The sequence below is a fragment of the Streptomyces sp. HD genome (genome assembly GCF_028369295.1).
In the GTDB taxonomy this organism is placed as follows: Bacteria; Actinomycetota; Actinomycetes; order Streptomycetales; family Streptomycetaceae; genus Streptomyces.
On the sequence record NZ_JAQMYP010000046.1, the window covers coordinates 71,959 to 83,151 of the forward strand.

Annotated in this window: 12 protein-coding genes; 7 read left to right on the forward strand and 5 right to left on the reverse strand. The window is 70.7% G+C overall.

Features of this window, described 5'->3' with window-relative positions:
* The first annotated feature begins 97 nt into the window (after positions 1-97).
* Positions 98-1,519: a GNAT family N-acetyltransferase gene (locus POF73_RS34720; protein ID WP_272123078.1), complete on the forward strand. Its 1,422-nt coding sequence runs from the start codon at positions 98-100 to the stop codon at positions 1,517-1,519.
* Positions 1,520-1,538: 19 nt separating this feature from the next.
* Here the strand turns inward: POF73_RS34720 and POF73_RS34725 are convergent, their stop codons facing one another.
* Complete coding sequence (locus POF73_RS34725; protein WP_272123095.1) at positions 1,539-2,774, reverse strand: trans-sulfuration enzyme family protein; 1,236 nt, start codon at positions 2,772-2,774, stop codon at positions 1,539-1,541.
* A gap of 93 nt (positions 2,775-2,867) precedes the next feature.
* On the opposite strand from POF73_RS34725, the gene POF73_RS34730 reads away from it, so the two are divergent.
* Entirely contained in the window at positions 2,868-3,374 is a 507-nt protein-coding gene (locus tag POF73_RS34730; protein WP_272123080.1) for an Lrp/AsnC family transcriptional regulator, read from the forward strand.
* Between the two features lie 64 nt (positions 3,375-3,438).
* A complete protein-coding gene (locus tag POF73_RS34735; RefSeq protein WP_272123082.1) occupies positions 3,439-5,127 on the forward strand; it encodes a DUF885 domain-containing protein in 1,689 nt (562 codons plus the stop codon).
* A 60-nt stretch (positions 5,128-5,187) separates the two neighbouring features.
* Here POF73_RS34735 and POF73_RS34740 read toward each other — a convergent pair whose 3' ends face one another.
* From POF73_RS34740 to POF73_RS34750, 3 genes are all read right to left on the reverse strand, one after another.
* Positions 5,188-6,021 (reverse strand): SDR family oxidoreductase, encoded by an 834-nt coding sequence (locus POF73_RS34740; RefSeq protein ID WP_272123083.1) that lies wholly within the window; start codon positions 6,019-6,021, stop codon positions 5,188-5,190.
* Positions 6,022-6,191: 170 nt separating this feature from the next.
* On the reverse strand, positions 6,192-6,707 hold the full coding sequence (locus tag POF73_RS34745) for an immunity 21 family protein (protein ID WP_272123085.1): 516 nt from the start codon (positions 6,705-6,707) through the stop codon (positions 6,192-6,194).
* Between the two features lie 57 nt (positions 6,708-6,764).
* Positions 6,765-7,295, reverse strand: a complete 531-nt coding sequence (locus tag POF73_RS34750; RefSeq protein ID WP_272123087.1) for a rhodanese-like domain-containing protein — start codon at positions 7,293-7,295, stop codon at positions 6,765-6,767.
* Between the two features lie 94 nt (positions 7,296-7,389).
* Here POF73_RS34750 and POF73_RS34755 point away from each other — a divergent pair, with 94 nt between their 5' ends.
* From POF73_RS34755 to POF73_RS34770, 4 genes are all read left to right on the forward strand, one after another.
* The gene (locus tag POF73_RS34755; protein ID WP_272123088.1) at positions 7,390-7,836 is read left to right on the forward strand and encodes an Lrp/AsnC family transcriptional regulator; all 447 of its coding nucleotides are present in this window, start codon (positions 7,390-7,392) and stop codon (positions 7,834-7,836) included.
* Between the two features lie 493 nt (positions 7,837-8,329).
* A complete protein-coding gene (locus POF73_RS34760) occupies positions 8,330-8,749 on the forward strand; it encodes a hypothetical protein (protein ID WP_272123089.1) in 420 nt (139 codons plus the stop codon).
* Between the two features lie 22 nt (positions 8,750-8,771).
* Positions 8,772-9,725, forward strand: coding sequence for a hypothetical protein (locus tag POF73_RS34765; RefSeq protein WP_272123090.1), 954 nt, complete (start codon positions 8,772-8,774; stop codon positions 9,723-9,725).
* Positions 9,726-9,799: 74 nt separating this feature from the next.
* Positions 9,800-10,528: a hypothetical protein gene (locus POF73_RS34770; RefSeq protein WP_272123091.1), complete on the forward strand. Its 729-nt coding sequence runs from the start codon at positions 9,800-9,802 to the stop codon at positions 10,526-10,528.
* A gap of 29 nt (positions 10,529-10,557) precedes the next feature.
* Here POF73_RS34770 and POF73_RS34775 read toward each other — a convergent pair.
* On the reverse strand, positions 10,558-11,193 hold a 636-nt coding region (locus POF73_RS34775; RefSeq protein WP_272123092.1), incomplete at its 5' end, for an SbcC/MukB-like Walker B domain-containing protein.

Here is an 11,193-nt window from a genome sequence, read left to right on the forward strand (position 1 = left end):
GATCTCAAATTGGACATAATGGTTCTTTACCGCCCGGTCACAAAGCGTTCGTGATCACGCAACACCTTTCCTTCACAGTGGCTGCATGAGTCGAGACATGTCTGATGTGACGCGCGCGAAGCACGGCCGTCCCGTACACCACTGGCGGCGTGACGTCATCGAGCTCGCCGCGCTGTTCACCGCGGTGGCGGTGGCCGACGCCGTGGCGAACCTGATCGGGCACGGGCCCGACGGACCGGAGCTGCTGCTGGTCTCGGCAGCGGTGCTGGTCGTCACGGCGGGGTTCCACACATGGTGGGCACGCCGCCACGGTCACGCACCCCCGACCGGTGATACCGGTGCCCGGCCGCGCTCCGAGGAGCAGGCCGGGCCGTCGGAGCAGTCGCGGGAGGCGGCCGTGACGGCATCCGAGAAGGGTGCGCTGTGGCGGATGCGGACGACGGTGCAGGACGAACCGGGGTCGCTGGCCGCGCTGTGCGCGGCGCTCGCCGGGCTACGGGTGGACATCCTGAGCCTGCAGACGCATCCGCTGGCCGAGGGCACGGTTGACGAGTTCCTGCTCCGGTCGCCCGGCGGGCTCGCGGTGGCCGAGATCAGCCGTGCGGTCGCGGTGGCCGGGGGTGCCGGGACCTGGATCGAACGGGCCGACGCCCATGACCTGGTGGACGCGCCGACCCGGGTGCTGGGCCTTGCCACCCGTACCGCCCTGGACGCGGCGGAACTGCCGTTGGCGCTGCGGCAGTTGCTGGGCCGGTGCACCATCCGGTCGCTGCCCGCCGTGCCGGCCGGGGGCGGTCGCGGGCCGGATCCGGTACCGGTGGAGGGGGCCCTTGAGGACACCGTGATGCGGCTGCGGGCACCGGAGGGCGGAGTGATCACCGTGGAGCGGCCGTATCTGCCGTTCACGCCGACCGAGTTCGCGCGGGCCCGGGCGCTGGTGGAGCTGGACGCCCGGCTGGGGCCGCGCGTGCCGCGCAGCCAGGACGTGCTGACGCTGCCCGAGGGCAACGACATCACCGTGCGCCGCGTGGACACCGGCGATCTGGTGGCCGCGAGGGAGATGCACGAGCGGTGCTCGGCGCGGACGCTCGGGATGCGATACCACGGGCCGGTCGGTGACGCCGACCGATACCTGAGCCATCTGCTCAGTCCCCGCTTCGGGCGGACGATCGCCGTGCAGACCGCGTCGGGGCGGGTCGTCGGGCTCGGGCATCTGCTGTGGGACGGGGACGAGACGGAGGTCGCGCTGCTCGTGGAGGACACGTGGCAGCGGCGGGGCATCGGCACGGAGTTGCTGCGCAGGCTGGTGGGGATGGCTGTGGATGCGGGGTGCGCGAGTGTGTACGCCGTGACGCAGGCGTCCAACACGGGGATGGTCGCGGCGATGCGGGGGTTGGGGCTCCCCCTCGACTATCAGATCGAGGAGGGGACCCTGGTCATTACCGCCCGGCTGGATGCTCCGCTGGAAGAGGCCGTTGCGGAGCGGCTGTCGAGTGCGGGTGAGTTGGGGAAGGCCTAAGCCCCGTGGGGGCTGTGGGCTATCTGGCGGCTGCGGGTGCGCTGTGGCTTGTCGCGCCCCGCGGCGGAGCCGCCTGTCGATACAGCCCCGCGCCCCTGGAGGGGCGCTGCCGCGCTCCCAGCGCCTGATCCAGGTCCGTCCACAGATCGTCGACGTCCTCCAGGCCCACGGACATCCTCAGCAGACGGTCACTCACTCCGGCACCCCGGCGGTCGTTCTCGTCCACGATGCGGTGGCTGATCGACGCCGGGTGCTGGATGAGGGTGTCGACGCTGCCGAGGCTGACGGCGGGGGTGATCAGGCGGACGCCGGCTATGACCTCGTGCGGGTCGTCGTGGACCTCGAAGGCGATCATCGCGCCGCCTGTGCGGGGGTAGTGGACGCGGGCCACGCGCGGGTCGGCGGCGAGGCGAGCGACCAGTTCGGCGGCGGTCGCGGAGGCGGCCCGGACCCGTACCGGAAGGGTGGACAGGCCGCGCAGCAGGAGGTATCCGGCGAGTGGGTGCAGGACGCCGCCCGTGGCGAAGCGGACCTGTCGCAGCCGTCCGGCGAACTCCTCGTCGCAGGCGACCACGCCGGCCATCACGTCCCCGTGCCCGCCGAGGTACTTGGTGGCGCTGTGCAGCACCAGCCGCGCGCCGTGCTCGGCGGGGCGCTGGAGCACCGGTGTGGCGAAGGTGTTGTCGGCGAGCAGCGGGACCGAGCCGCAGGCGTGGGCCACCGCTCGCAGGTCGACCTCGGCGAGCGTGGGATTCGCCGGGGACTCGACCATGACCAGGCCGGTGTCGGGACGCAGCGCCTCGCCGATCCCGGCCGGGTCGGTCCAGGTCACCTCCGAGCCCAGCAGTCCGGCGGTGAGCAGGTGGTCGCTGCAGCCGTACAGGGGGCGTACGGCGACGACGTGGCGCAGGCCCATCGAGGCCCGGGCGAGGAGGACCGCGCTCAGCGCCGCCATCCCGCTGGCGAAGGCGACCGCCGCCTCGGTGCCCTCCAGACGGGCCAGGGCCGTCTCGAAGCGGGCGACGGTGGGGTTGCCGAGGCGCCCGTACACGGGCGGGCCGTCCGGCTCGGCGCCGGTCGTGGCGAACGCGTCGATGCGGGCGGCCTCGCCCCGGCTGTCGTACGAGGGATAGGTGGTGGACAGGTCGATCGGCGGGGCGTGCAGCCCCTGCCGGGCCAGGTCGTCGCGGCCGGCGTGCACGGCCTCGGTGGCCAGTGCCCTGGATGCGCTGCGTGCGTCGTCGTACCCGTGCATACCCTCGTATGCCTCCCTGCTCGCTGGGTCCATGGGCGGAAGAGTGAACATCGGCCGGGTTCTGGCGGACACTCACCGTGTTACGTTCGGCCAATGGCCGAATCTGTCGTACTGGACCCGGTCGATCTGCATCTGCTGCGGCTCCTGCAGAACGACGCCCGGACCACTTACCGCGACCTCGCCGCGCAGATCGGGGTCGCGCCGTCGACGTGTCTGGACCGGGTGACACGGCTGCGCCGTTCGGGCGTGATCCTGGGTCATCAGCTGCGACTGGATCCGGCCAAGCTGGGCCGTGGCCTTCAGGCGCTGCTGTCCGTGCAGGTCAGGCCGCATCGCCGGGAGCTGGTGGGGCCCTTCGTGGAGCGGATCCGGGCGTTGCCGGAGTCGCTGACCGTCTTCCACCTCACCGGGCCGGACGACTATCTCGTGCATGTCGCGGTCGCGGACATGGCTGACCTGCAGCGACTGGTGCTGGACGATTTCACCGCCCACCGCGAAGTGGCGCGGGTCGAGACGCGGCTGATCTTCCAGCAGTGGGACTGCGGTCCGCTGTTGCCACCCGACGCGCCGGGGAACAAGCCCTCAGCGAAATCGGGCTGACTTGGGACAACGGCCGGAGAAAGCGGGCTGACGCGGCACCGGTCGCCGTATGAGGATGGTCCGCATGTCACAGACCAAGAGCCCGCTGCCCCGTGAGGTCGCCGACACCTATGTCGACGAACTCATCGCCCTTGACCCGATCACCGGTACGTACCTCGGCGTGAAGGAGAGTTCCAGCAAGCTCCCGGACCTCTCGCCCACCGGCCAGGCGGCCCTCGCGCAGCTCCAGCGGGCCACGCTCGCCCGGCTCGACGAGGCCGAGCGCCGGCCCGGCGCGGACAGTGACATCGAGCGCCGCTGCGGGCGCCTGCTGCGCGAGCGGCTGACCGCGGAGCTGGCCGTGCACGAGGCCGAAGAGGGCCTGCGTACGGTCGGCAACCTGGCCACGCCTGCGCACTCGGTGCGCGAGGTCTTCACCGTCACGCCGAACGAGACCGACGAGGACTGGGCGGCGATCGCCGAGCGGCTGCGCGCGGTGCCGGCCGCGTACGCGGGCTATCGCGAGGCGCTCGCGCTGGGTCTGGAGCGCAAGCTGTACGCGGCCCCCCGCCCGACCGCCACCTTCGTCGAGCAGCTCACCGAGTGGGCGGACACCGGCGAAGGGCGTGGCTGGTTCGAGGACTTCGCGTCGGCCGGCCCCGAGTCGCTGCGCGCGGAGCTGGACGAGGCCGCCCGTGGGGCGACGGCCTCCGTGGTGGAGCTGCGGGACTGGATGCGCGACGTGTACGCGCCGGCGATCGAGGGCGCGCCGAACACGGTGGGCCGGGAGCGTTACGCCCGCTGTGCGCGCTACTTCAACGGCACGGACCTCGACCTGGACGAGGCGTACGCGTACGGCTGGTCCGAGTACCACCGGCTGCTCGGCGAGATGAAGAAGGAGGCCGAGAAGATCCTCCCCGGCGCCGCGACGCCGTGGGTGGCGCTGGCGCACCTCGACGAGCACGGCCGGCACATCGACGGCGTCGACGAGGTCCGTGACTGGCTCCAGAGCCTGATGGACGAGGCGATCGAGAAGCTCGACGGCACGCACTTCGAACTCGCCGAGCCGGTCCGCAAGGTGGAGTCGTGCATCGCGCCTCCCGGCGGTGCGGCGGCTCCGTACTACACGCCCCCGTCGGAGGACTTCTCCCGGCCGGGCCGCACCTGGCTGCCGACGATGGGCCAGACCCGGTTCCCGGCCTACGACCTGGTCTCGACCTGGTACCACGAGGGCGTGCCGGGTCATCATCTCCAGCTCGCGCAGTGGACGTACGTCGCGCAGAGCCTGTCCCGCTATCAGGCCACCATCGGCCATGTCAGCGCCAACTGCGAGGGCTGGGCGCTGTACGCGGAGCGGCTCATGGACGAGCTGGGCTTCCTCACCGACGCGGAGCACCGGATCGGTTACCTCGACGCGCAGATGATGCGGGCGGCTCGCGTGATCGTCGACATCGGCATGCACCTGGAGCTGGAGATCCCGGCCGACTCCCCGTTCCACCCGGGCGAGCGCTGGACTCCGGAGCTGGCGCAGGAGTTCTTCGGCGCGCACAGCAGCCGTCCGGCGGACTTCGTGGAGAGCGAGCTGACCCGGTACCTGACGATCCCGGGCCAGGCCATCGGCTACAAGCTCGGCGAGCGGGCCTGGCTGCTGGGCCGCGACAGGGCCCGTGAGCGGCACGGCGACGCCTTCGACCTCAAGGCGTGGCACATGGCGGCTCTGTCGCAGGGTTCCCTGGGCCTGGACGACCTGGTGGACGAGCTGGCCGCCTTGTGACTGTCCGCGTGGTGACCGGCCGCCTTGTGAGCGGCCGCCTTGTGACCGGCCGCCTTGTGATCAACGCCGGAATCCGCCCTCGGAGTTGATGACCTCACCGGTGATCCAGCCCGCCTCGTCCGTCGCCAGCCAGGCGATGAGGCGGGCGGGATCGTCGGGCATGCCCCACCGGCCGGCGGGGAAACGGGACGCCACCGCCTGGTACGCCTCACCGGTCAGGTAATCCGTGTCCACCGGGCCGGGGTTGACGGTGTTCACGGTGACGCCCCGCTCGGCGAGCGCGGTCGACAGCGAGCGGGTGATCGAGGCGAGGGCGCCCTTCTGGAGGGCGTAGGCGATCTCACCGGGCATCCCGCCCGCGATGTCCTGGCCCGAGGTCATCATCACGACGCGTCCACCGGGGCCGGCCGGCCGCAGCCGGGCGTGCGCCTGGACGAGCAGCACGACCGAGCGGGTGTCGACCGCCCAGTGCGCGTCGAGCATCGTGGCGTCGATCTCGTCGAGGGTGCCGTCGGAGCCGCTCAGCGCGTGATTGGCGATCAGGATGTCGAGCCGTCCGCCGAGCGCCGCGGCGGCCGTCGTGATCAATTCGGCGGGCGCGGCCGGGTCGGAGAGGTCGCCGGGACCGGCGAGTACCCGGGCGTCAGGGTCACCGAGCGCCTCGCGCACGGAGGCGACGACGTCCTCGGGCCGGTCTGCTCCCCAGGGCATGGCGGCGTCGTGCGGCACATGGTGGTGCAGATAGACACTCGCCCCGTACGCGGCGAGCCGCCGGGCCACGGCATGACCGATGCCGCCCCGTCTGCTGGCCCCGGTGACCAGGGCGGTGCGGCCGCGCAGGGGCAGGGGGTCGCGGCGGAGGTCTTCGGGAGCGGGATGTGGGAGTCGGGGCACAGCAGATCATGATGGGGAGCTGCCGGGGTGCGGCGCACCTGGTTTTCTCACAGGTGCGGGGGCCGACGCTCGTTCGCACGGCCCGTCGGTTCAGGGCAGGGAGCCGTCGGCCCAGTGCGGGAGCAGTCGGTTCAGAGCGGGAGCGTCAGTTCGGTGCGCCAGCCGTCGGTTCAGTGCGACAGCCGTCTGAGCTGGACCAGCCCCAGCCAGGTCTCGGGGCCGGGCTGCACCTGGGCGGCGCGGACCGCGTACGCGCCCGGCTCCAGGGCGACCCGCAGATGCTCGGTCCGCTCGGTCTCCGGTCCCGGCCAGGCCGAGTCGAACAGGATCACCGTGCCGGGCACCTTCCAGTGCACCTCGTGTCCCCAGTCCGCCGTGGTGAGGGCCGCCGGCACGCGGGCCAGCAGTTCCGCCTCGGAGTCGGCCGCGCACCACCGTACGAAGACGCCGTGGTCGGGCAGGTACGAGGTGGACGCGGGTTCGTCGCCGAACACCAGGGCCGCGCTGTCCCCGACAGGCAGGAGGCCGACGGACCCGTCGACCTCACAGGCACGGTCGTAGTCGGACGCCGTCTCGTCGCCGTCAGCGCCCGCCCAGAACGGCAGCACCGTCTCCGGTACCGCGATCAGAGGGCCGCCGCCCGACTCCACCCATTCCACCGCGCCCGGTTCCGCGTATCGCACCATGGCAGCAGAACCTACACGCACCGGGACCTCACCCGCTCACCGCGACCAACTCCGGCCTCAGCAGCCGCAGTTGTCCGCGTCCACCGGCGCCGTCAGCGGGTCGGGCGCCCGGCGCTCACGGTCCTGCCAGGTCTCGAACTCGAAACCCTCCCGTGCCCAGTACTCGAAGCCGCCGAGCATCTCCTTGACCTGGTAGCCGAGTTCGGCGAGGGCGAGTGCGGCGCGGGTCGCGCCGTTGCAGCCGGGGCCCCAGCAGTACGTCACGACGGGCACGGCCTTGTCGAGGAGCTGCTCGGCCTGCTCCGGGATGAGGGCGGTGGGGAGGTGGACCGCGCCCGGGATGTGGCCCTGGTCCCAGGACTCGGTGGAGCGGGAGTCCACGACGACGAACCCGGGGTCATCGCCGGAGGCGAGCGCCGCGGCGACGTCGGAGGCGTCCGCGTGGAAGGCGAGGCTCGCCCGGAAGTAGGCGGCGGCTTCGGCCGGGGCGGCGGGGGCGACGCGCAGAACGGGGTTGGCGGCGGCACCGGCAGTACGGGCGGTGGCGGTAGGGGTGCCGGCGCTGGGTGGAGTAGCAGTAGTCGTCATGACCAGAAATCTATGGCCACTGATCCGCCCACTGAAGGAGAGATCCACGGTCTACCTCTTGATCAGCCGGTGATTCCCCTGCTATTTCTCACCCATGACCGCGTTTTCCCCGGACGCCACCGACTGGCGCATACTCGACGTCCTCCAGCGCGAGGGCCGCGCCAGCTTCGCCGAGCTGGCGCGCGCCGTCTCCATGTCCGCGAGCGCGGTCACGGAACGGGTGCGGCGGCTGGAGGAGGCGGGCGTCATCCAGGGGTACGCCGCGGTCGTCGACCCCGACCGGCTGGGGCTGCCGATCCTCGCATTCGTGCGGCTGAGGTACCCGACCGGCAACTACAAACCCTTCCACGACCTGGTCGCCACCACCCCCGAGATCCTGGAGGCCCATCACGTCACCGGTGACGACTGCTTCGTCATCAAGGTCGCGGCCCGCTCGATGCGCCACCTGGAGGAGATCTCCGGCAAGATCGGCACGCTGGGGTCGGTGACGACGAGCGTCGTCTACTCCTCACCGCTGCTCCGCCGCCCGCTGGGCCAGTGACCGCGCCGCGGTGAGTGGGCCGCGTTGAGAGGCCGCGATGGGGGCAGAATTTGGCCACTCGCGCCACCATCCCCGCCCTGGCCTCCTCCTCCGCTTCACGGGAAGCTCACAGGTAACCCGGCGCCGCATGGCTTGTCCGCGCCTTCCGGATCCACCGATGACGGGAAACCACTTTCAAGACAGGCCCGGCCCTGCCACAGCTTCTCACTTGACCGGTGTGTTAACGCTGTGGCTAAAGTGACTCCGCCGTAGACGAATGGAACCGACCAACCATCCGCCCTACGGCTGATCTTACGCGTCGGGGGGACGCCTCTATCTACCTGCCTCTCCCGGACGCACTGTCCGAGGGGGGCTTTCCGTTCTGCGCGATCTTTCGCCGCCGTTGATTCCGGCATAATTCTCGCCGCCGTTTCCGCAGCCGTTTCCGCTGCCTTTCCGCTGCCGGCCGAAGCCGCGACGGTTCCCTCTTTCCTCCCCACACACAGGAGCCTCTGTGTCAAAACGTGTGTCCGTACCGCTGTTGGCCTTCGGGGTCATCGCCGCGTCCATCGCCGTGACCGCCCCGGCCGATGCCGCTCCGACGAGGCGTTGCAACGACCGGCAGGCCTGCTTCTACTTCAACTCCGACCAGCAGGGAGCCGTCGCCACGATCTACAACGGCGGCGCCAACCTGGACGCGCAGATCTTCAAGCCCGACACCGGTCCCGGCTCACGGCAGAAGGTCGAGGACAACGCCGCGTCCTGGGACTCCCGCACCCGCAACACCGCGTTCTGCGTGCACCGCGACCGCTGGTGGAAGGGCCCCTTCAACTCGCTCAAGCCGCAGGGCCGCAAGAACCTCAGCTCCGCGCTGAAGAACAAGAACTCCTCCACGAACTGGTACCCCCGCCACGAAGGCGGCGGCGGCCACTGACCCCGGGAAGGATTCCCTGCCCATGCGTGTGATCAAGACCATGCCGATCGTCGCCCTTGCCGTGGGAGCACTGACGCTTTCCGCTTGCTCCGGCCAGGCCACCACCAATTCCTCGGCCGAACATCCTCGTACCGGAGAGCGAGTTCAGGGCGCTCCCGCCCGGATGGTCGCCGAGATGAGCCTCCCGCTCGACGCCTATCGGCTCAGCCCTGTCGAATACGAGAGAAGCCAGCAGGCGCTGTGGAAAATCACCACGTCCTGTATGAAGGGCATCGGCTTCGCCTCCTTCGATTTCATGCCCTCCGCCGGCACCGCCGAGCAGATCGAGGAACACGAGGACGTCCGTTACGGCACCTACAGCCAGCAGGACGCCGAACTCAGCGGCTACCGGCCCGACTTCGCCCGGGGTGCCCGTGGTGCCACCGTGATCGGCGGTGAGGAACCGCGGTTCACCGCGGCGGAGGAAGCCGCACTCGACGGCGTCTCCCCCGAGCGCACCAAAGGCGCGCCCAAGAGGGTCCGAGCGACCGAAACCGGTGCGGAGATTCCGGAGGGCGGCTGCTACGGCCAGGCTCTCGACCAGCTGACCGGCGGGCAGAGCGGCCTCTACCTCGATGACACGCTGGTCGACGAACTGGACGGCCAGTCCTACGAGCAGTCCCTGAACGACCCGAACGTCAAGGCGGCCTTCGCCCGCTGGTCGGCGTGCATGGCCTCGAAGGGCCTCACCTACAAGTCCCCCATCGACGCGAACAACGACCCCTCCTTCACCGGCGACACCGCCGGAGCGGCGGAGAAGAAGGTCGCGGTCGCGGACACCGCCTGCAAGGCCACGACCGGTCTCGTCTCCGTGTGGCACGACGCCGAGTCCGAGATCCAGCGCACGCTGATCGGCACCCATGGCACGGAACTCGCCAAGCGCCGAGCCCTCAACTCCGCGATCAAGGTGAAGGCCGGCACAGTCCTGGCATCCTGAGCACCATCGCGCCGTATGCCTCGCGTTCTGCCTGGCACCGGCAAGGAGTAGACATTCTGGAGAAGAGGAGTGCCATGCCGCGGAGCCGTCGGCGAACCACGACCGTGCTGGGGAGTCTCCTGACGATCCTGGCGCTGGCGGTCTCCGCGTGCTCGTCCGAAGACCAGGCGGTCAGCCGCGAGGAAGCCCGCGAGCTCGCCGGCAGTGCCCCGGCCGTCAAGGCACGGCAGGACACGGAGGAACGCCTTCGCGCGGTCGCCCGGGCCTACGCGGACCGCACCCCGCTGGACCTCGGCCTGGTCGTCGTCCGCGATGTCTGCCTCAGGGGCGAGGCCAGGCAGGTGTTCGACCCGGACGGCTACGACCCGTACAAGATCAAATGCTCGTTGCGTGTCACCGCCTACTACGGTGCCGGTCCGAAGCAGATGGGGAACGTCCTCGACGGCATGCTGGATGAAGGAGACCGCACCGGCTCCCTGATCACGTTCGGCCATGACGACTACCGTGATCACCTGGTCGCCTACTACCGGGGGAAGGGACCGAACCCGATCGGCGCCGACTCGGAGGAGCCGACACAGCTGTCCGACCCGAGCCAGACCCTGTCCTGGGATCCGGTACGCGACCGGAACTCCCGCCGACTGGTTCCGGAGCCGGACGCCTGCCGGGAAAACGATCCGCCCGTGACCCGGTGCGTGCTGGAGCCGAAGGCCAAGACGGTTGCCGCCCTCCGCAAGCAGTACGGCATGGTCTTCCAACTCGATCTGGCCACGGCCGAGTACTACGAAGTGTCGAGAAGCGAGTAACCCTGAGGCAGGCCGTGCCACGGCCTGCCTCACTGCCCCCGCTGCCGCAGCACCGACCCCGATCTCCCCTTGACGACCTCCAGCTGCGCATGGATCCGCCGCCGAAGATCGGCGACATGGCTGACGATCCCGACGCTGCGGTCGCGCTCGCGCAGGGAGTCGAGGACGTCGAGGACCTCGTCGAGGGTCTGGTCGTCGAGGCTGCCGAAGCCCTCGTCGATGAAGAGTGTGTCGAGGCGGACCCCGCCGGCCTCGTCGGTGACGACGTCCGCGAGGCCGAGGGCGAGGGCGAGGGAGGCGAAGAAGGTCTCGCCGCCCGAGAGGGTCGCCGTGTCCCGTTCGCGGCCGGTCCAGGCGTCGACCACGTGCAGCCCGAGTCCGCTGCGGCCACGGCCGGTGCGGTCGTCGGAGTGGACGAGGGTGTAGCGGCCGGACGACATGCGTTGCAGCCGTGCGGTCGCGGCGGCGGCGACCTGTTCCAGCCGGGCCGCCAGCACGTACGACTCCAGGCGCATCTTGCGTTCGTTGTCCGCCGAGGTGCCGGCGGTGAGCGTGGCGAGGCGGGCCACCCGGTCGTACTCCTCGCGCAGCGGGGCGAGTTGGCGTACGGCCGTCGCCGCTCGGGCGGACAGCCGGTCGAGCTCGGTGCAGCGCCGGTCGGACGC

Excerpts from the sequence above, each read along its gene's own strand:
- POF73_RS34750 (WP_272123087.1), bottom strand. The coding sequence starts at position 7,295 with ATGACGACTACTGCTACTCCACCCAGCGCCGGCACCCCTACCGCCACC.
- POF73_RS34730 (WP_272123080.1), top strand. The coding sequence starts at position 2,868 with ATGGCCGAATCTGTCGTACTGGACCCGGTCGATCTGCATCTGCTGCGG.
- POF73_RS34755 (WP_272123088.1), top strand. The coding sequence starts at position 7,390 with ATGACCGCGTTTTCCCCGGACGCCACCGACTGGCGCATACTCGACGTC.
- POF73_RS34765 (WP_272123090.1), top strand. The coding sequence starts at position 8,772 with ATGCGTGTGATCAAGACCATGCCGATCGTCGCCCTTGCCGTGGGAGCA.
- POF73_RS34745 (WP_272123085.1), bottom strand. The coding sequence starts at position 6,707 with ATGGTGCGATACGCGGAACCGGGCGCGGTGGAATGGGTGGAGTCGGGC.
- POF73_RS34735 (WP_272123082.1), top strand. The coding sequence starts at position 3,439 with ATGTCACAGACCAAGAGCCCGCTGCCCCGTGAGGTCGCCGACACCTAT.
- POF73_RS34725 (WP_272123095.1), bottom strand. The coding sequence starts at position 2,774 with ATGCACGGGTACGACGACGCACGCAGCGCATCCAGGGCACTGGCCACC.
- POF73_RS34770 (WP_272123091.1), top strand. The coding sequence starts at position 9,800 with ATGCCGCGGAGCCGTCGGCGAACCACGACCGTGCTGGGGAGTCTCCTG.
- POF73_RS34720 (WP_272123078.1), top strand. The coding sequence starts at position 98 with ATGTCTGATGTGACGCGCGCGAAGCACGGCCGTCCCGTACACCACTGG.